Origin of the sequence: Glaciecola punicea, from assembly GCF_001756615.1 — a bacterium.
Classification (GTDB): Bacteria; Pseudomonadota; Gammaproteobacteria; order Enterobacterales; family Alteromonadaceae; genus Glaciecola; species Glaciecola punicea.
Genome location: NZ_LZXY01000018.1, coordinates 1 through 21,542, shown reverse-complemented (window position 1 = coordinate 21,542; position 21,542 = coordinate 1). Strand labels below are relative to the sequence as shown.

Genomic DNA, 21,542 nt, shown 5'->3' with positions numbered 1-21,542 from the left:
GAATATTGAATAAAGGTTAAATAGCATCAATTTAGATAAAATATAGTCTAAATATCAATGGTTTATATTTTTCCCATATTAATTAGCATTAAATAAAACATGACAGAATTAAGAAAAAAACAGGACAGAAAACGTGACAGATTTGCAAGCCTCTGTATAATTGCAAAATCTGTCATGTTTTTGGGTTTTTATGGGTACGCAAGTCAAGCACAGTCATCTAGTGGCACAAATCAAGGCTGGGAAAATCAACGATGCTGTGATTAAAGCATTAGTTAAGAATGCGCAGCAAAGTATGATACGTCTTGAACGAGGACTATTTTTAAGAATTAGCGAGGAAGGTTCCGGCTTTTTCATCTTTCAATACATTCATTTTGGCAAATCAAGACGAATGACATTGGGCACCTACGGCAAACGGCCAGATGCTATGCCACTTGTTGATGCTCGTGCAGCGTTAGCCGAAGCCAGAGCATTGGTTAATAGCGATAAAGACCCGCTTGTTGAGCGTCATCGCGCGCAGCGAAGTGACTTTAAAACCGTTGACGATCTTGCTCAAGATTGGCTAAGCGAAATTTCGAAAGACCTGAAACACCCTCGTATACCTCTTCGCGTTTACACACAAGAGATCAAACCACGCCTAGGTAGATTGCAGCTTAATGACGTTAGTGGCTTGGATATAAGAGACACATTGGATTTTGTAAAGCGCCGTAAAAAGGCACCAAGACCTACCATTGTTAACGACACCCTTACATTCCTCAAACAACTTTTTGATCATGGCATCACACTTGGCGTAATTAATAACAATCCTGCATCTGCATTTAAAGCCAAACATGCCGGAGGTACCGAAAAATCACGCACTCGAAATCCTACTATTGAAGAATGGAAAACCATCTTCTCTGTTATGCGAACGCACCAAGTCCACTTCAGCCGGGAAAACTATTTGGCAGTAGCACTTTTGTTAGTACTTGGCTGTCGAAAAGGCGAGATAATAGAACTTCGCTGGGATGAGATGGATCTTAACAAGAAGGTTTGGTTTTTAAGTAAAGAAAAATCTAAGAATGGCTATGCTCTTGATATACCTCTGCCACCGTTAGTTATTGAATGGCTGGAAGAACTCAAAACAAGATCTAATATGTCTGAATATGTTTTCCCCTCGCGTCGCGCAAGTAAACGCAGAGGTTATATTAGCGACGACACGCTTAACCATGCCCTGACTAATTTATTTGGAAAGAAAACAGGAAAGCTAAATAGTAGTACTGGTGATGTATTGGGCAAAGCGGAAATAGGCTATTTCGTGATCCACGATATTCGGCGCTCTACGCGAACTATCATGTCAAAAAATAAAGTCCGCGCTGAGGTTGCTGAGAAGGCTATTAACCATGTTAAAAAAGGAGTTGAAGGGATTTATAATCGGGATACGTTTTTTGAGGAGAGGGTTGAGGCTCATGGTGTTATGGCAGAGTTGGTTGGGGGGATAGTTTAGGGTTAATTTGCATCCAAAACTGACCCACAGAGGGTGCTGTTAGCGCCGGTGAAGATCCGCAGCTATTTGCCGAAGTTTAATTGACGTTAAAAGCATAAAAACCAAGTTTTGATTCAAAAACGGTATAAAACAGGCACAGCTAGATCATTTATCCAAAGACTAATTTTTTAGCATTAACTACCTCTGCACGTTTACGATAATCGGTGCTCCTTAACCAGTCATGTCTGAGGAACGGTGAACAAATTTCATTACATATATGGCAATAAACATCTTTATTGGGTCGTTTTCTGTCTGTCTCTAGCGTCAATGAGGCACATTTTCGCTTGTTAATTAGTAAATCACGAACAGACCGACCTTTGGAACCCTGATGCGTCACTTTGTGTTTCTGGCGCTCTCTATAGCTTTTTTGTCTTGCGGCATTATTGATGTGGCCTCGATAGGTACTTTGATAGCGCTTATTAGCCCGTCGAAGAGCTTTTAGATACATGGCTGGTGCACATGGCTTGCAATATCTATTTCCCCGATCACAATGCCTACAAATAACTATTGGGATATTACAATTGAGACAACCATACAGTCTAGAGCTACCATGCATATAAATCACAAAACCTTGGTTAAGAATTATCGTTAACTTTTGGCGAATAGTAGCTTGTTAGCTCATTGGCAAAATTAGCCAATGTCGATTACTAAAGAAAACCAAATTCACGTTATAAAAACTCACTTATAACCAACTTTGGCTAGAACTCAAAAACATTAAAAAAAGGGCGGATATATAAAAGAAATTTAAACTTCGGCAAATAACAGCGGTTTTGGACCGGTGTTTACTTCAACTAAGGTTAATTCGAAACCATCACCAAAACAAAATACCGCTTTATCGACCATTAACCCTGCCAGTAATGATACATCCGCATAACAGCCGTCTAACACATTAGTCGGCGCAGGAGTTTCTATTAAGGTTGACTCTGATTTAAGGCGTAGCACTTTGCGGCGATAGGCTAATATCATGTAACTGCCAGGTTGTTGTGCTAAACGACGCTTTCCTTTTATGCCCATGACTTCTTATTGGTCAGCATTGTCGCCTTCAAGCTCTGTATTTGTGAAGACTTAAAAGATCGTAATTTTAGAAATTAGGTGTCGCTAGATGCGTGGGTTTGCGTTCCTATCGAGTTTCCCATGAGTTCTTCAGTTAAAGCCTTCATTTTGGACCCGTTAACGTAGTCAAAGACAACAGCTTTTGGATCAACATAGTGACAATAGATTGGTGGGAATTCATCTAAAAAGATATTCTTATGCGGCTGGCTCTTTACTCTGTCTCGTATTAACGCTTTTGATAAATATCCACTGTTACCTGGGAAAAGAAATACGTTTCTTATATCCCAGTCTATATCCAGTTGTCTAAGTGCTTTCTCATAAAACAGTTGCTTTACAATATCACCCCAACCCGGCGCATTCTGCAAAGACGTCGCTGCATAATACTTGGCGTCTACAACAGCACATTTTTCACTACTTTTATGGTGGATAATGATATCTGTTCTCATACTTTTTGAATTTGCTGTGAGGACATTCCCATTCTGATCGAAGTACGCTGGAGCAGGGAGCTTATCATTGAGTGCTACGGTAAAGTATAAAACCTTAGAAAGCATATGTTCCCAGCAATGATGAAAGTCCCTCAAGCCAATTGTCATATTTGTAGCGTCAGAACCAGCTTCGCCCTTGAGGTATTCAGCAAGGGATTTAAGTAGGGTAATATCTCGATCGGAATAGGTCTGGTTAAGCTCTCCTTTGATGAGTGCTAAGTGAAGAGATTTGGCACCTCTTGGCGGCGAATACTCACTAAGTTCTGCAGCCATTGTTCTTAGGTTACCTGTCACTAGCCAAGAAAAACTCTTATCCAGCTTTAAAATTACTGATGCATGAATTAACGTAATGTCTGAATCATAATAGAATCGATTGCGGCTTCCATATACGTCAAGGTATATGGGTTGACCACTTATTCCCATAGACGGAACAACTTTGTTTACCGTTCTCTTCCAGTCCTCTCTTCCGTAGTTAAGTTTATTTACTTTTTGTCGCTTTTGATAAATACCATTCTGTCGGTAGTCTTCTAGCAAATATCTAATTAGTCTGAGCTTGTTAGCATATTTCGTCCCCAAGCCCTCATCCATTAAGTCGATATTCGTTCTGCTAATACGACCATACTTGTCCACTGCTTTTAGCAGCTTCGAGGCATAAGCAATTTGATCCAGTCCATAATCTAAGTTGGATCCTCTAGGAAGAAATACATAGCTTTGCTTATCAATGAGTAGAAGACCAACAAAGGAACACTTTGGTTGACTTCCTAGCGTCACTAAACTCTTCAATCGCAATTCACTAGCTATGTTCAAAGGCAAGTTGCCGAGGGGTTCTCTGTCCAAGAAAAACAAAGGCCCAGCATTGGTAACGTTTGCACTTTTCAACGTAACAGCCTTACTCATCTGCATCGGCTATTATTGGTTTTAACTTATCTATAATTAGATCGTAAAAAGAATCGCTGAATATCGGCTCTTTACTTTGATGTTGTCTTGTCAGTTGGCCGTAAGTATGGATGTCAGAGTTGAATACTAAGTCAGACATACCATGCCTCAGTACGTCATCCCACAGGTACATAAATAGTTTTCCTGTCAGAGCCTCACTTCTATTTTCCGGTGTCAGTTCTGTGTCAGACAGGAAAAAAGGCCCTAAATGTTTATCTTCTGGAACGCTGTTTACAGTAAGTATCGCATTAATAGCCATAGCGAAGTCTCGCCAAGTAATAAGCTTTTCCTCTATGTTATCTTCAATCGTTCTTTGTTCGTAAACAACGAGCATACCCTCGGCACAGGGTTTTCCGGTCTCTGTGTAAGATCTATCGAAATCAAGAGGGATATATTTATAGTTCCACCTTCGTTTAAATGCAGTGTCAAGGGGCAGCACGGCCTGATCGCTACTATTCATAGTAGCTAGCAAACTAAGATTGCTTGGGAGCTTAAGCTTACCGTCGGGTAAGGATCTGTTTGTAACATCCTCAATATGTTTTATCATATCTTGATCTGCTAAATTGATGAAGTGTGTGCTTTCACCGTCTATCTCTCTATCCAGTAAATGAAATATCTCTCCGAACACAGCCGCGGCTGGCGCACGATTAATCTCTTCGATCACAAGCCAATGGTGTTCACTAGGCTCATTCAATGCATTAGTAATCGCATTCGTAAATGGTCCAGGACGAAACTCATATCTTATTGAATCACCCGCCATTTTAGGTTTAAGGCATCCAACGAAATCACTATTGAGGGTATCCGCATGAAAGACGGTACGAACTGTGTATTCCTCTATGGCCGACTCCTTTATTGAGTGGCTTTTACCCGTGCCCGGAGCACCATAATATATAATATTTCTACCACCGGCGTTCTTGGTTTTACTGTCCGCTGATTTAACAGCGCCGCTTGAGAAAAGTTTATACTGTCCACCATCATTATCTAGTTTAAAAGCGGGGTACGCATTTTCAAATATGCGCTTTATATTTATGAAATTAAGGGAACGGTCATCCTTTTCTTTATTCATCCATTGCGTAGTAAGATATACGTAAGTATTTGTTTCATTTAAATATGTAAGTGGCTCTACAAAATATCTTAAAGTATCTCCAGTTGTCAGCTCGTCGGAAGAAAGAACCGACGGTGAAAGTTTAAATAATGAACTACTGTTAAAGGGAGTCGAATCAGCCTTATAGGTTTCTAGTTTAAGCGAGGCAGGGGCAATTAGGCTTTGTAACCCATCGTACTCCATAAAGTACCTAAATACGCCCTCAGCGATGCTACGTACTTTGTTCGATTGCTTAACAAAAGGTAATTTATCATTAAATTTACTTTGCAGGTAAGTAAATACATTAGGATTAGCGCATAAGTGAAAAATCACTTTACCGATAACGACTGAGCTGTCATCGGGTATATTAAGAACTTTGAGTATTATGGAACCAAAGAAATCTATACTCGGTCTAACTATTATTTTCCCATCGCGGTTATTTATCAGCTCTTTCCCATCCACTCTTTCCGTTTTATTGGTAAACGGCTTTAAAACGAGTGCCTTACTATAATCATCCAAACCGTCAAATACTTTTATATCCGTAGATTGATTATCTATTATCGACTGGAGGGCACTTTTATCTCCACTTTGACGCATTACCTCAAGATGTTCAATGTATTGGTATAGGTTGTCAGCAAAGCTTTTTATTTTAATTGCGTAAAGAATATACTGGCTTGGAATTATACAAACATTATCTTCTTTATTGGTGCTAGTTGCCTTAATATCGATCCTAATAGACGAATCCATAACCTCTGAGAAATAATCGATTTTACAAAGTTGCTCTTTATCCTTGGAGTCAAAATTTAGTTCTGCCCATGATTTAATCAAAGCTAGTTCACTTTTCTCCGCGATGGCTTGGCTAACTAGACTACGCAACATATTTATTCCCTTACTCTTGCCTGTTTAAGCATACAGTGGTATTCTTGCCCGGTAAAAAACCGGATAAGAGTGATGTATGAACGAACTGAAACCTAACAGCAATATAGCAGAGTATGTCCTAAGTATCCGTAAAAACCTTGGTCTAGGAAGAACCGAGTTTGCTAACCTGCTTGGCATGAACTCGTCAGGGGAACGCACAGTTCGCGGTTGGGAAAAAGGGGAGCATACTCCTTCCAAGAAAAAGTTAGCAGACATATCGATTCTTGAGCTTAAACTCGCTAAAATAAGAGAGCAGGCACCATTTAGATATAGATCCAATGGTGAAAATTCTTTTAAATTTATTGATTTATTTGCTGGTATTGGTGGAATTAGATTACCTTTTCAGGCGATAGGTGGGGAATGCGTTTTCTCATCAGAGTGGGACAAATTTGCCCAAAAGACATACATGGCGAATTTCGGGGAGCTCGCACACGGGGACATTACAAAGATAAAAGCCTCAGACATCCCCAGCCACGATATTTTACTAGGTGGCTTTCCATGCCAAGCCTTTTCTCAAGCCGGCCTTAAACAAGGGTTTAACGACACTCGCGGTACAATGTTCTTTGAAATACAACGCATTTTAGCAGAGCACCGTCCTAAAGCGTTTCTCTTAGAGAACGTAAAGCAGTTGAAAGGCCACGATAAAGGTAAAACACTTAAGACGATCATGGAAATTCTAAGGGGCGAAAATTCAACAGGCATACCCACAGACATTCCAATGAGCAATGATGCGCGGAACGCATTGGCAAATAAGTTAAATTACTCAGTGGACTTTAAAGTATTACGGGCAGCAGACTTCGGTATACCGCAGAACCGAGAACGTGTTTTTATAGTGGGATTTAATAAAGACCATTACGGCAACAGTTTTGATATACAAAAGCATTTTAAATGGCCAGTTCCAAGTCGCGAGCAAACCCGTGTAGGCGATATTCTCCAAGACATTACATCATTCACTACACAAGAAGATAAATACACTATATCGGATAAGTTATGGGCAGGCCATCAACGAAGAAAAACTGAACACAAGGCCAAAGGGAATGGTTTTGGATGCAGCGTATATACACATGACAGCGAATACACTAACACAATCAGTGCTAGGTACTATAAAGATGGCTCAGAAGTGCTTATTGACCAGTCTGATATAAATAAAAACCCTAGGAAGTTGACGCCTAGAGAATGTGCCAGATTACAAGGCTTTCCTGAGAACTACATAGTGGATGCTGTCTCTCATGGTCAAATATATAGACAGTTTGGAAACTCTGTTTGTACAAAGGTTGTGGAAGCTTTAGCCGCTGAGATGAAACAAACAATGGGTCAATTACGTACAGGACTTAAAGTAGCGTAATTTATTTTTGAAAGGGAGGGTGTAACAGATTTTGTTACAGCCTCTCTTGCTTCTTACCGGTGGTGGTTTTTTAATTTCATGGATAAACTTGAAAACACTTTAGCAACTGCATAATTAAATCCAACCACATTCGGTTAACGCAATTTTCTCATCGACACCGGCGAGCTCCTCGGAATATTTGACTGACGAGGCTGGGGAATGCACGTGTCTACTTTTACAGGAATTGCATTTGAGCTTCCTTTAATCGCGGAAGATTTATTTTCAGCTAAAAATACGCCAACGTTAGTTGTCATATCTTTGAGAACCGATTCAAATGAGTTTAAGATGTCATTGGCAAGCGCCTCTCCTTCAATAAAGTGAGAAAACTCGTCAACGTGCGACAAAAGCTGCCGTGCATGTTTAGTAGTTGTATTAATCAAAAAAAGTTTTCGTTTCATGGTGGCCATCGACTCATCAGCAACAACTTGTGTTTCGTCTCTGACCTTTTTGTTTTTATTTATATGTACTTGCAAATGAGTAAGCTTAACTTCGTTTTCTGAGATCTCTTCTCTTTGGGACATTAGCACCGCATACTCTCTCTGATTGACTGTCAATACTTCCCGTAAATACTTCTCAACGGCAGTTACTTCATTTTGCTCTTCGTTCAGTCTTTTTTGCGTTTCAGCAACGTTATTCGTTAATGTCCTGAAATCCAAAGATAGCTTTGTTATTTTAGCTTCCATATGAAGTTCATAATTGCTGTACTTATCTACCTTAGAACGACTTTCTTTACATCGTTGTGTAAGCGATAGCGACTCAACTCTAAGTTGTGCATTAACCTTTTCTACATCACGATTTGCCTTCAGTTCGTCTCGCATCGCTTCACATTTTTGGAGGAGCGAAATACTCTCCGCTTGAAGTAGCTCATTCTCCGTTTTTAACTCAAGATTTCTTTTCAGTTCGTTTTGAGTTGCTTCACACTGTTGCGCAAGCAAGATACCCTTCGCTTGCAATCTTTCATTCTCTTTTGCTAAGTCTCGGTTTCTCTTCAAATCTTGATGTGTTGCTTGTGAATGTATGACACCTCTTGATAAGCCTAAGTCATGCAATATCTCGTTATAATTGTCATGCAGATCGTAAAGCCATTTTCTTTTTATCAGATCGCTCGCAGACAGTCTTACTTTAGTCACTAATTCCGTCTTTTTGTAACTCAAGGTAACATGTACTTGTTTTTTTATTAAGGGCACAAAAATAACGTGCAAATGGGGTGTGCTTTCATCTAGATGAAGCGTCACGGCAATCAACTTGTCTTGAAATTCGCTTCTTACCCAGTCCACCGAACGCTTTTTCCAATCATTAAATTTGTGCTCGTCACAATTTTTTGAGTAGTCAAAAGATAAGGCTGTGTCCATCGAAAAAAAAGCGGGTGATGCGGTGAGTACTAACTCAACTGCCACAATAGCATTCTTTCGTTTGGTCGTCAGATCTAAAGGGTTGAGCATCTGCTTTATTAACGTTAGGTAAGATGAACCTGATATCTCACCCTTGTCTTCAATAGGAATATTTTCAATCTGTTTAGTGCCGTCCGCGTTTGGTACTTTCATTCTTCGTTGATTGTGCGGACATGCTTTGACAACAGCCTGTCTGTTCAATTTTTTCATCCGCGGAATACTGTAATTTACTTTTGCATCACTCATTGATAACCTACCCTTAATTTCCCATTACCGTTGGTACCTTCATTGATATAAACCTATCACAGAGACACACTATTTCCCGTCACTGCTAAATAAATTTATCAAAAACACCTAAAGCTATATAAAACGTGGCTTGGACAACAATCTCGCAGTATGATAATCAAAGGTCTAACACTCGCAGTATGATAATCAAAGGTCTAACACTTAGTAGAGGTTGCCAATAATTACTGGTCGATCCGTTATGGTTCGCCACAATGCTTAACGGTTAATATTAGAGGGGAAAGTTACACAAGATTAAGATCTGAAAACAGCAGTCAATAATCAGCGTATTTGACGGCGGTAAAAAGAGCATGTTTAAGTGGCTTCATTAGCCGCAAATGGGTGGCGCCGTTAGGGTACAAATTGCACACACACTCAACCGTGATTGAGAAAAATGTAGGTTGATACTGCTCTGACGGACGTTAATTTTACGAAATATTGAACAATATAATAAATAAATACCGTTTTAAAATGTAAGCGCCGAACTAACCCACGGTCTTATTTTATCATTTCCGCTGGTGCATAATTTTTCGTCGTAACCAACGAGGGAAAATAAATGAAAACTAAACAAACGCAATTATATTGGCAGCAGCATATTAGCCAGTGGCAAAAGTCTACCTTGAGCCAGGCGAAATATTGCAAACAACACGGCTTGAAAAAAAACCGCTTCAGTTACCACAAGCTCAAGTTCAAGGCTAAGCCCGAAACAACCGGTAGCAGTGGCTTTATTAAAATACCGGTTCCGCAAGTAGCCCTCAAAGAAAGGCAAGTACCTTTTACGCTTCACTTTACCAGTGGTCTTTCACTGTCAGGTATTGAGGCTAATAATATCGGCTTAGTTAAGCATCTAGCCGCCGTATTATCATGACATCCGTGATGCGCCCAAGCATGTCGCTAACTGAGATTTACCTGTACCCACACGCCATTGATTTCCGTAAGTCGTTTCGCGGCTTAAGTGCCATTGTTGAATGTGAATTAGACCACAACCCTTTTAGCGGTCATCTTTATGTGTTCACTAATAAGCGGCGCAATAAGATAAAATGTATCTTTTGGGAAAACAACGGCTTCGTCTTGTATTACAAAAGCCTTGAGGAAGATAAATTCATCTGGCCAAAGGGTGAAAAAGAGTTGATGACGTTAAGCGGTCAGCAAATAAATTGGCTGTTGGATGGCCTTGATATTAGTGCCATGAAAGGCCATAAAAAGTTCCATTATGAGCATGTTTTTCAGCTCTTTTTACGGCAAAGTTTAGTATAATACTGGGCATGAAATTACCGCCCAACACCAACGAAATCGAGCCTTCTGGCACTGCCGACGCCATGTCGACATTAGTGCCAACCACACGGGAGATCATCGCCGGATGACCTAAACAAAAGTGGATGCTGTTAATAATCTGTATATTTAACCTGTTTTATTTTCACTAAACCACTCAAATAGGTAGGCATTTTCGAAAAGGGTTGTTAAAGCCTTGCCTACTTTTGTTTTTAACAAACCTACCTCAGAACACCATTGTTTGACGCCTCTTTGTTTGATAAATTTTTCTAAAATATTAAGAACCTTAAAGGATAACTACATGCATATTGGTGTGGATGTTGGAGGCACAAATACAGATGCGGTCTTAGTCTCAGGAAATAAAGTAGTCGCTAGCTGTAAAATGCCTACAACCTTGGATGTTGAGAAAGGTGTTTCAGCTGCAATAAAAAAAGTACTCGACGATAGCAATGTATCTGCTGAATCCATTAAATGCGTAATGATAGGTACAACACATTTTACTAACGCCTTCGTCCAGCGAAGAGGTTTATTAGAAGTTGGTTTGATCCGTATTGCATTGCCCGCTGGGCGAGGAATTTCACCAATGTTGGATTGGCCTGATGACATAGCAAACACTATAGGTAGAAATGTACATTTGGTTCAAGGCGGTTATAACTATGATGGTCGATTAAACTCCCCATTTGATGAAAAAGGTGTAGTAAAAGCTGCACGACAATTAAAGAAGCAGGGAATTAAGAGCATAGCAATATCAGGACTATTTTCTTTTGTTAATAGTGACATGGAAGATAGAGCTGAAGAGATAGTAAAACAAGAGATGGGCGATGTCAGCATCACTGTTTCACACAAAATCGGCCAAATAGGAATTTTAGAGAGAGAGAATGCAACGTTGATGAATGCTTCACTGGCAGGAATATCAAAAACAGTTGTTCGTGCTTTCGCAAATTCCTTGAAAAAACTTAATATCACAGCTCCTTTTTACATCAGTCAGAATGATGGCACACTGATGAATTCTGAGTTTGTAGAAAAATATCCAATTCTGACCTTTTCTAGTGGTCCTACAAATAGTATCCGCGGAGCGGCTTATTTATCCAATGTTGAAAATGCAATTGTTGCCGATATTGGTGGTACGACAACTGACCTAGGGGTCATAAATAAAGGTTATCCAAGAGAATCCTCACTTACAAGCGATATTGGTGGCATTCGAACTAATTTTCGTATGCCCGATATCTTAGCATTGGGTTTAGGCGGTGGCAGTATCGTCCAAGAAAATAACGGGGCAGTAAATATTGGACCTCAATCGGTAGGCTATAAATTACTTGAAGACGCCTTAGTTTTTGGTGGTAAAACGCTGACAGCTACTGATATTGCCGTTGCTGCAGGATATGTCGATATAGGAGATAAATCTTTAGTTTCACACCTATCAGTTTCTGTTGTTGATCGTGCAGTTGATCGAATCCATCAGATGATCGAAGAAGGTGTGGACAGAATGAAAACCAACAGTGAGGATGTTCCACTAGTTATAGTTGGTGGTGGTTCGATACTCGTTAATCGAGAAATATCAGGAACTAGTGAGGTTATTATCCCAGAGAATGCATCTGTTGCAAATGCTATGGGAGCCTCTATCGCTCAAATTGGTGGTGAATTGGATAAAGTCTTTTCCTATGATGAACTCGGACGAGAACAAGCTATCGAACTTGCAAAATCAGAAGCTAAAGAACGTGCTATTGAAGCTGGCGCGATTGGTAGCACTATATCAATTCTTGAAATTGAAGAGACACCTCTGGCTTACTGCCCTGGTGGAGCCGTAAGAATAAAAGTGAAGGCAATTGGAGATATGGCTTTATGACTGTTATTAAACAAATTAATGTTGAGGATCTCGAAAATATTGCACGAGGAGCAGCTTTTCTAGGCACCGGTGGAGGTGGTGATCCTCTTATCGGGATGTTACTCGCAAAACAGGCTATCACCGAATTTGGCCCTGTTAAAGTCATGCAAGTCGATGACCTTGATGATGATGCCAAAATCTTTTCTTCAGCTATGTTTGGCGCTCCATCGATAATGCTTGAGAAAGGTGCTGGTGGTGATGACATAGCACTTGCTGTAACAGTCCTTGAAGAAAAACTACGTTGTAAAGCTGATGCGATATTACCTATGGAGATGGGGGGTATTAATTCAATGATACCGATAGTGGCTGCTGCAAGACTTGGGCTCCCCATTCTTGACGCTGATGGAATGGGTCGAGCTTTTCCAGAATTACATATGGTTACTTTTACTATTGGAGGAATACCCGCCACACCTTTATCGATGACAAATGAACATTTAGAAACGTTCGTTGTTGAGACAAACAGTAGTCAAAAGGCAGAGCAATTTGCACGCGTGATTGCTACAGAAAACGGTGCTAGTGCTTGTATATCGGCTTATCCAATGAATGGTAAACAAGTAAAAGAATACGCCGTTAAAGGAACTTTAAGTTTGGCAATGGGGATAGGCTGTGCCATTGAATCAGGTCGAAGAGAATCAAGTCCTGTAGAAAACTTATTAAGCTATTTACGCACAACGCCTTATTACAATCAGTGTAAAGTTTTATTTGATGGCAAGGTTATCGATATCAAACGCGAAGTGACCAACGGCTGGTCAATAGGACATTGTCATCTTGAAGCAATTAACGGTGATCAACCGCAGTTTGAAATCATGTTCCAAAATGAATATCTGGTAGCAAGACAAAATAATATAGTTAGAGCGATTGTTCCCGATTTGATATGTACAATCGATCGAGAAACTGCTGAACCAATACCTGCTGAACGTCTTAAATATGGTCAACGAATAAAAGTAATCGGCACGTCAGCTGCTCCAATTATGAGAACACAAGCAGCATTAAATATTTTTGGGCCGAAAGCTTTTGGGATCGAAGATGAATTTGTTCCTATTGAAAATATTAAGTAATAAAACACCAATCAAAAACTGCTGTTACTAGCTATTAAAATAAAGAAAGAATTAATTTATCAAAGGGGAATGGAAGAATGAAACATAAGCATATGCTAACAGCTCTTACTGCAGCGTCATTAATACCAATGACGATGGCCTTAGGTGCTGAAGCCGAGAACGACTTGACAGCTAAAGAGGACTCAACAATTGTTGAAAAAATATTAGTAACCTCCAGAAAACGTCAAGAAAGCATAATGGATGTTCCTGATTCAATAACAGCATTCAGTACCACAACAATTGAAAACTCTGGTATTGATGAAGTTCTTGATTTTATCAATATGACTCCAAATGTCACACTTCGAGAAACGTTTCGCGCAGGTGTTACCTTTATTTCCATGCGAGGCATTACAACCGGTCAGCAAGGTTGGGCACCGGTCACCTATGTGGTTGATGGTGTTCAGGTAGGAGCTCTCGATTTTATCAATCAAGGAGCATTAACGGACATAGAAAGAATTGAAGTTTTAAAAGGTCCTCAAGGTGCCTTATATGGTGCAGGAGCAATTGCTGGCGCAATTAACATCATAACTAAAAGACCGAGCAATGAATTAGAAGGTGGTATTAAGGCTTCCTATGCTACAGGTAACGATTTTAAATTATCTGCAGATATGTCTGGAGCACTGATTGAAGACAAGCTTTTATTCAGACTAAATGCTTATCATCGTGATTCTGATGGAAATCAGGAAACAACAGATGGAGAAGGTATTAATTTTGAAGAACAAGATACTTTACGTGCTAGGTTAACTTATCTTGGTGATAGTTTTACCGTGGATCTGAAAGCATCCTATTCAGATATTCACGCCGGTGCTGCAATGCAAGAAATTGTCACTGATCCAGCATTTATTGATGATTTTGAAAATGCCAATGCACCAGGTCCAGAAAGAGGTATTCTCGGGTTTGAGGATCGTACTTTTGAAGAATATTCTGCAAAGTTTGAGTTTGACCTCAGTGGTGGCGCAACCTTGACGTCAGTCACTGGTCTTTCAATTCTAGATCAGAATCTTTTTGGTTCAATTAGTTTTCAAAAACCCCCTGCAATATCACTTATAGGTCCAGTAGGTGGCATTAATGATGCCTTTAATGATGGCTTTCAAGATTTGACCGATAATTTCGAAGTCTTTACTCAAGATGTTAGAATTACATCATCATCAGATAGTAGGCTGCGCTGGATGGCTGGCGCATCGTACATGAATCGTGAAGCTTACAATGTTTTAAATATCGGAGGGCTTTTCACAGGAGTTGTTAGAGACCCAAATGACATGTCTGTCATTCCGATTCAAACAGACTTCAAGAGTGATAAAGCAACAGGAATTTACGCTCAGCTCAACTACGACATTAGTGAACAAATGGAACTAACCATTGCGGGTCGCTATGACGAGAATACTTTTGATACAACACAATGTACTGATATAAATTGCTCAACTATTGTTCAAGTGCTAGATAAAGATGGTAGTCTCGTGAATAAACTAGAAAATACTGATAGTGAATTCCAGCCTAAAGTTCAATTATCTTATGACTGGTCCGACGATTTAATGACTTATGTTACTTATGCAGAAGGTTTTAGATTTGGTTTCTTCAATACTGGTAACTTAACTAAAAACGAGTCAACGACTAACTACGAATTGGGTTTTAAAGCATCTCTGGCTGAAGGTCAGGTACGCTTGACAGGTGCTGTTTTCCATATTGATTATTCAGACCAGCAAATCACCAGTATTACAACTGAAGCGCCTTTCCGTCTTTCAACTAATATACCAGAAGCAGATATTGATGGACTCGAATTAGAAGGTGTAGCCATACTGAGTGATAACATTACCTTAACCGCAGGTTTTGGTTATATTGATGCGACAATTAATGATGGTGGTGGAAGAACGCCAGGAACACCTAAAGTGACGGGCAACTTAGCATTGGAACATTCTATGGTTGTTTCACAAAACTGGGACCTATATAGTCGGTTGGATTATAGACATCAAGGCGACTTCGTCATTACTGATGGTGTGGGCGACTACCTAGTGCCTTCTAAAGATTATTTAAACCTAAGAATGTCACTGAAAAGCCTTAATTATACGATAGGAATCTTTGCCAACAATCTAACTGATGAGCGTCAAGCAACGGACTTTGGTACTGTTGGATTTGGTTATGTTCGTTCATTTAATACGCCCCGTTCAGTTGGTATTGAAGCATCTTATCAGTTTTACTAAAAGCTAGTTTGGTTGTCATTGATCCGGTAGGTAATCTATCGGATTTTTTTATTAAATAATCAGGTAAAAAAATGTCAAAAATTAATGCTTCTACTGACAACTATACTCATACAATTGTTCCAGAGAAAGAACGAGTGAATGCTTGGCATATTATTGCGATCATTGTCGGTATTGCAATTACTTTACCTGGATTTTTAAGTGGTGCTAAAATCATGATGGCACTTGGTACCGTAAAAGGTGCTCTTGCCATTTTTACCGGGGGGCTAATATTAGCCACTATTGCATCTGTGACGGGTTACGTTTCGGTTTGTAGAAGAAGAACAACATATCAAATCTTAGATCATTCCTTCGGATTAACTGGTAATCGCCTGGTTAGTTTTATCATGTCGCTGACGTTACTAGGTTGGTATGCTGTTACAGCATCCTTGTTTGGTAAAGCTATAACTATAGCACTCAAAGAAATATTTGATCTCTATCCGCCTGAAGAACTCATCATAGCCATTGGTGGAATATTAATGATCATTACTACAATATTCGGACTGAAAGCTATTAGCATGTTAGCAAAATTATCGGTACCACTAATGTTATTGGTTCTGGGAGCAGGTATTTATTATATACTTGATGATTATTCACTAAGCCAAATACTCTCCGCTACTGGCAGACCATCTGAGGCAATTAGTAGTTTTGGAGCTGCTGTATCAATCACAGTGGGAAGCTTTATGGTAGGTGTTGTAATAATTCCGGATTATGCACGCTACTTGCAAAAAAAATCTCAAGCTATACAGTCTGCTTTCTACAGTTTTGCTGTTTTCAATACGATAATTATGGTATTTGCAGGATTGCCAGGTCTTATAACCGGTCAAGCCGATTTTATAACAGCAATGTACAAGACGGGCTTAGGGATTCCCGCGCTGTTTGTTATGGCTTTTGCTACTTGGACAAGTAATGTCGGTAACTTATACTCATTTTCTTTGAGTGCTGCTCAATTATTTCCTAAGGTTGCTGATTGGAAACTAACTGTTGGTGCAGGTATATTAGGAACAGTAATTGCTATAATAGGTTCAGTAGAATTATTTATTCCATTTTTAGTTATTCTAAGTATTACGCTCCCACCTATCGCAGGAATATATATTTCAGATTATTTTATTACAGAAAAGACATCGATCATCAATAGCTCAGGTCCACATATTAAAAATATCCCTGTTATTCCATTTGTAGTTTGGATATTGGCAATTGTTGTGGCATTTTCTACAGAAAGAGAGGTATTTATATTAACGACAATACCTGCACTGGATTCATTTCTTTTAACGTGTATTTCTTATCCGCTGTTACTCAAGTACTTTTGTAGCAAAGATAAATCGTTTCTACATACAAAAAATTAAATATTTATTCTAATTTTATGACCTCTTTAACAGCTTGCATTCGATTATTAACGCCTAGTTTAGAGTAAATGTTTTTTAAGTGAAAACGAATTGTATTATTTGAAACATCAAGGTTCTTAGCAATTATTTTATCTGAAAATCCTTGAGATAATTGCTCTATAACTTGCAACTCTCTTTTACTTAACTTGATAATATTTGTTGATTCTATATGCTCATCAAGCAACTCTAATAAATAAAGAGCATGATCTTTTTCACTAGCAATTGATGATCCCAGATAAGTTGTCAAAAAAGGCTTTAATAACGGATTTTCATCCAGCACTAATCTTACGTATCCTGCATTTCTGACTTCATATAAAACCTTATTTAGTAGCTGATAGGCTTTCTTTTTATTGCCACTATAAAATAAGCATATTGATAAGAGTAAAGAGTATTTAAGGGTAGCACGATTGTAATTAAGCTCATTATCCAACTTAATAAAATAGTTAAGATCTGTAATAGCTTCTTGGTATCTCTTTTCAGCTATTAATAACCTTGATAGTGATATAACGATACTGAAACGTTTCTTAATCAAAATATTTTTCTTGTTGGGTGTTTTATATTCCTGAAGTGATAGACCATTTTCTTGAATCAGTTTTCTTGCTTCTTTTAGAAGTCCCGACCGTGTTAAAAAACCAGCCAAGTTGGCAATGATTAATGGCCTTAATCTTCTTAGATCTTCTCGTTGAATATAGTTAATGGCTTCAGCTGTAAGCCGTCTGCAAGCATTTAACCCTTCTTTTTCATAAGCTATCGAAATTGATGTACCATAACCTGCTGCATATATGTCATACCAAGCCTCACCATTATCAAGACGGTCATTAGTATCTCCTAATAATCGTTGTGCTACAGAGATATCATTATGTTCATAGTGCCATTCTGCCATTAGAATGTTGATAATTAACCTCATGTCTTTATCATCAGAATAATAACGATGAAAAGCATTTTTGGCCTTTTGATATTGAGAGTAAGCATTAGCTAAATGCCCTTCAGAAAAATCTATTACACCAAGATGAACATCAAAATAAGCAATACCAAATAGCATTTTCAGCTTTCTAAGAATAGCGACTCCTTTATGAGCAAAATCTCTCGCCTCATCAAAATAGCCTGTCTGAAGGCATGAAAGACAACTTGCAGTATAAACAAATGAGGCTTGGGCCTCATCTGCCTTTCCCAATTCAAAGAGTAGCTCTCTTAGTTCTATAATATCTTCATCAGGATCAGATCCTTCATAGGCATCAAGTGTGGCAAGCATGACCGCAAGGTCATATTCCAATGCTTTATTATCTTTTGTTGACTGAAGATAACGCACGTGCTGAATGATTTTTCTTCCTTCATTTAACTTACCATCCTTAAGTGACACCAGTGCTCTTAATAGTTGCAGACGCGGTCTTGTGGATAATAGCTCATCAGAAAATAGAGAATTGGCAGCTCTCATCCTTGACATCCCTTCACGATACCAGAGAAGAACACCTCCGGCTTGTTCGATAATATCTGCGGCTAAATCCTGTTTATTTACCTCTAATGCATATTTGATAGCTCTAATTATCTCACCATTTTTTGCATGCCAATGAGCAGCCTTTTGCTGTAATTCTTGGTATCTATTAAAATGATGAATACGTAAATGATTTTGTAAAAATTGTTTCAACAGGGGGTGGAGTCGATAAGTGTTTTTAACACCCTCAATAGATGTCAAAAAAGCATCAATTTCAGTCATCGTATTGATCAATAATTCACTATTAGTTTGATTTCTAATATAATTAACCGACTCAATACTAATATATTCTAGAATACTTGCCTCAAGTAAAAATCTTCGCTGTTCATCTTCAAGTGTATTGATAAATTGTTCTGAAAAATAGCTTTCCAGCTCACTGCCGGTGCCATGAAAGCTGTTTAATATTAAATCTTGGTCGTTACTTTGAGTAAAGGCTATTCGCAAATATTGCAATGCTACAGGCCAACCTTGCGTTCTATCTACAACAGTCTGAATTTGATTTTTTTCAAGAAACTCATGGAGAAAGTTACTTATCTCATCTGATGTGAATTTTGTATCCATAGAACAAAATTCATTAATCTGGCCGCTTAAACGTAATTCTGACAACGGAAGTTGTGCTTTAGTGCGACAGGCAATGACTAAATGGATATTGGGTGGAAAATATTTTAATGCAGGCTCAATAACCGACTGAATACATTTAACACCTAACGTTTCAAAATTATCTAAAATTAATACTAACTCTTTATTACTCTCAACTGCCGCAGATGAAAGTAATCCCAATGTTGTTTTTGGGCTAATATGAGGACCAAATCCATCGGTTGGATATTCATTTAAAATATCTTGCAAACCAGACTTATACATTGAGAAAGCAATGTAACTAGCCAAAAGTCCAGGGTCATTATCATCAGCATCCAACGATAACCAAGCAACTTGAAAATCATGATTAATGAGATCATCTCTCCATAAATTCAATAATGTCGTTTTACCAAAGCCTGAAGGTGTCGAAATGAGTGTAAGCTTTCCTTTAAGACCTAAGTTAAGCCTACGGATAAGTGCTGGTCTTTCAATGATTGAAACCAACTGCTCACAAGGTGATACTTTAGATTGCATCATCCAGATGGGAAATTTGTTTATGTTTGTAGATTTTTTCACATAATTAGCTTTTTTAGAATTTAACTGTCTGAGTAATACCTGAAGATTGAAACTTATCCACTTGGATTAATTCATCAATCGATTACATCAAGCTGATTATCTTGCCTAATGATGCACCAAGTTACAATATATTAATTTTGACTATTTCTTTCCACTTACTACCTTCAAACTAATAGCACCACTAGCTTGCAGCTTTTTAATTCAGCATACAATGAAAATAAACGATCGCGGTAGGAATGCCGATCACTTGGCACCCCCCGCACAGATCGGGACTTGCGCTACTAACGCTTCGGGATCCTACTTCGGGTATTTGGCGTAGAAGCGTTGTAAGCGCCCAATGAACCCGCGGCCTTACTTAATTGCTTCGGCTGTTGCACAATATTTTGCTGTGCTTGAACTGGGGTATGTTCGGTAAGGGGCTGATATACCTAGGAAGTGATTAGTGCCTTATTCGCTTTTACATGCCAAGGCAGCAAAGCTTCTATATCTTCTACTGTTTCTGCATATGGCAGCTTTTTGAACACGTAGTTGAGATAAGCATAAGGCTCAAGTCCGTTTAATTTAGCTGTTTATACCGAATGCTAAACTATGCCGAATGGCCCATCATATATACTTTTATTCAAAGACATTTGCATAATATCGCTTCGGCATAGTTTATCCATAAAATTATAGACTGGTAAGAAAGTTTAATAACTTATCGTCCAGTTTATAATAAAGCGCGCTATGTTTACTAAATGGCGCGACTTTCGCTAAGGCGGCTTCCTTCAGTGCCATATGAGCATGCAAATATACTGCTGTCGTTTGTGTCGATTCATGACCAAGCCACATCGCTATTACTGTGGTATCCACTCCAGCGCTAAGCAGTTCCATTGCCGCTGTGTGTCGAAGTAAATGAGGTGTAACATGCTTTTTCTTTATTGATGGGCAGTGAACACTGGCATTAGCGGTGTTTGTCAAGACAGATGTCGCTTTAGTTGTATAAATTAAGCCACTTTTTTCCCTTTATCTGGGTTTAACTCCACGGCTTTTTCTCTCGTCCAATCTCTCGTTTTTTGTTTCCACCGATGCGGCTTTTTTTGCTGTTGAGCCAAGTATAATTCATGGCGTTTTTTCAATATTTCTTTGTCTAAACCAAGGTGCCTTTGCTCCGGCGTAACAAATTTTATTTTACTATGACAATGCTCTTTATTGTACCAATGCGTAAAATCTTTTACCCAGTCCCGCGCTTTTTCAAGCGACTCGAAACCCTCTGAAGGCCAACGCGGGTTGTACTTCAAGGTTCTGAATAATGATTCAGAATATGGATTATCATTGCTGACGCCAGGGCGACCACGTGAGCCTTCAACACCCAATGCCCGCATTTTTGCTTGCATTGTCAGGCTTTTCATCGGACTACCGTTGTCAGAGTGCAGCACCACATCACTTTGTATACACTTCTCTCGCCACACTGTGCGCTCTAGTAAGGCGGCTGCTTCCTCGCCGCTTTCGCTTTCATGCACTTCCCAGCCCACTATCATGCGACTAAACACATCCATTATCATGTAGAGGTAATAGAACTGGCCTATCACCCGTGAGGCGCAATACGTAATATCCCAAGACCACACCTCATTAGGGCCTGTGGCGGTATGTGTGTCTGGTTTAACAACCGTCCCTTTAGGCTTATCACGTCCGCGATGATGCAACTGATTGTTGGCTCTAAGTACGCGGTAAAATGTCGACTCAGAGGCGATATAAATACCCTTATCCGCCAACTTTGGCACAATTTGGCTGGGCGGTAGTTTGGCATATTCATCTTGATTACAAACCGCTAAAATCTGCTCACGCTCAGCTTCTGTTAGCTTACTAGGCGGCAGCGGCCTAATGGCTTTAGGACGCTTATCATCGGATATTTCACCGTCTTGACGCCATCTTTGGAGTGTTCTTATGGACACGCCGACTTCTTCACACGCTTTTTCTTTACGCGCACCCGCACT

The 21,542-nt window shown here is 39.2% G+C and carries 15 protein-coding genes and 1 pseudogene; 8 read left to right on the top strand and 8 right to left on the bottom strand.

The window, feature by feature from the left end; all coding sequences use genetic code 11:
* Positions 1-190 precede the first annotated feature (190 nt).
* Positions 191-1,480: a tyrosine-type recombinase/integrase gene (locus tag BAE46_RS14130; RefSeq protein ID WP_083256897.1), complete on the top strand. Its 1,290-nt coding sequence runs from the start codon at positions 191-193 to the stop codon at positions 1,478-1,480.
* 783 nt (positions 1,481-2,263) lie between these two features.
* Here the strand turns inward: BAE46_RS14130 and BAE46_RS14125 are convergent.
* From BAE46_RS14125 to BAE46_RS14115, 3 genes are all read right to left on the bottom strand, one after another.
* Positions 2,264-2,533 (bottom strand): hypothetical protein, encoded by a 270-nt coding sequence (locus tag BAE46_RS14125; RefSeq protein ID WP_070113443.1) that lies wholly within the window; start codon positions 2,531-2,533, stop codon positions 2,264-2,266.
* A gap of 74 nt (positions 2,534-2,607) precedes the next feature.
* Entirely contained in the window at positions 2,608-3,936 is a 1,329-nt protein-coding gene (locus BAE46_RS14120) for an LlaJI family restriction endonuclease (RefSeq protein ID WP_171901046.1), read from the bottom strand.
* 10 nt (positions 3,937-3,946) lie between these two features.
* Complete coding sequence (locus BAE46_RS14115) at positions 3,947-5,956, bottom strand: AAA family ATPase (RefSeq protein ID WP_070113439.1); 2,010 nt, start codon at positions 5,954-5,956, stop codon at positions 3,947-3,949.
* A gap of 76 nt (positions 5,957-6,032) precedes the next feature.
* On the opposite strand from BAE46_RS14115, the gene BAE46_RS14110 reads away from it, so the two are divergent.
* Positions 6,033-7,340: a DNA cytosine methyltransferase gene (locus tag BAE46_RS14110; protein ID WP_070113437.1), complete on the top strand. Its 1,308-nt coding sequence runs from the start codon at positions 6,033-6,035 to the stop codon at positions 7,338-7,340.
* 134 nt (positions 7,341-7,474) lie between these two features.
* Here the strand turns inward: BAE46_RS14110 and mobV are convergent, their stop codons facing one another.
* Positions 7,475-9,016 (bottom strand): MobV family relaxase, encoded by a 1,542-nt coding sequence (mobV, locus tag BAE46_RS14105; protein ID WP_070113434.1) that lies wholly within the window; start codon positions 9,014-9,016, stop codon positions 7,475-7,477.
* A 592-nt stretch (positions 9,017-9,608) separates the two neighbouring features.
* Between mobV and tnpA the strand changes: the two genes are divergently transcribed.
* The 6 genes from tnpA (at position 9,609) to BAE46_RS14075 (ending at position 16,886) form a co-directional block, all read left to right on the top strand.
* Positions 9,609-9,920, top strand: coding sequence for an IS66 family insertion sequence element accessory protein TnpA (tnpA, locus tag BAE46_RS14100; RefSeq protein WP_070113432.1), 312 nt, complete (start codon positions 9,609-9,611; stop codon positions 9,918-9,920).
* A 20-nt stretch (positions 9,921-9,940) separates the two neighbouring features.
* Positions 9,941-10,309 carry an IS66 family insertion sequence element accessory protein TnpB gene (tnpB, locus tag BAE46_RS14095; RefSeq protein ID WP_171901045.1) on the top strand — a complete coding sequence of 123 codons (369 nt, stop codon included), beginning with the start codon at positions 9,941-9,943 and terminating at the stop codon, positions 10,307-10,309.
* Between the two features lie 316 nt (positions 10,310-10,625).
* Positions 10,626-12,170 carry a hydantoinase/oxoprolinase N-terminal domain-containing protein gene (locus BAE46_RS14090; RefSeq protein ID WP_070113428.1) on the top strand — a complete coding sequence of 515 codons (1,545 nt, stop codon included), beginning with the start codon at positions 10,626-10,628 and terminating at the stop codon, positions 12,168-12,170.
* On the top strand, positions 12,167-13,267 hold the full coding sequence (locus BAE46_RS14085; protein ID WP_070113426.1) for an S-methyl thiohydantoin desulfurase family protein: 1,101 nt from the start codon (positions 12,167-12,169) through the stop codon (positions 13,265-13,267). Before BAE46_RS14090 ends, BAE46_RS14085 begins: the two co-directional genes overlap by 4 nt.
* 77 nt (positions 13,268-13,344) lie before the next feature.
* Positions 13,345-15,504 (top strand): TonB-dependent receptor, encoded by a 2,160-nt coding sequence (locus tag BAE46_RS14080; protein ID WP_070113424.1) that lies wholly within the window; start codon positions 13,345-13,347, stop codon positions 15,502-15,504.
* Positions 15,505-15,575: 71 nt separating this feature from the next.
* On the top strand, positions 15,576-16,886 hold the full coding sequence (locus BAE46_RS14075; RefSeq protein WP_070113423.1) for a cytosine permease: 1,311 nt from the start codon (positions 15,576-15,578) through the stop codon (positions 16,884-16,886).
* A gap of 4 nt (positions 16,887-16,890) precedes the next feature.
* On the opposite strand, the gene BAE46_RS14070 is transcribed toward BAE46_RS14075, so the two are convergent.
* The 4 genes and pseudogenes from BAE46_RS14070 to BAE46_RS14060 form a co-directional block, all read right to left on the bottom strand.
* Complete coding sequence (locus BAE46_RS14070; protein ID WP_070113421.1) at positions 16,891-19,569, bottom strand: LuxR C-terminal-related transcriptional regulator; 2,679 nt, start codon at positions 19,567-19,569, stop codon at positions 16,891-16,893.
* 428 nt (positions 19,570-19,997) lie between these two features.
* Positions 19,998-20,138 (bottom strand): annotated as a pseudogene (locus BAE46_RS14510) (transposase domain-containing protein); the annotation flags it as partial.
* 97 nt (positions 20,139-20,235) lie between these two features.
* Positions 20,236-20,526 carry a tyrosine-type recombinase/integrase gene (locus BAE46_RS14065; RefSeq protein WP_244885029.1) on the bottom strand — a complete coding sequence of 97 codons (291 nt, stop codon included), beginning with the start codon at positions 20,524-20,526 and terminating at the stop codon, positions 20,236-20,238.
* A gap of 26 nt (positions 20,527-20,552) precedes the next feature.
* The coding region (locus BAE46_RS14060; protein WP_141729360.1) for an IS3 family transposase at positions 20,553-21,542 on the bottom strand (990 nt) is incomplete at its 5' end.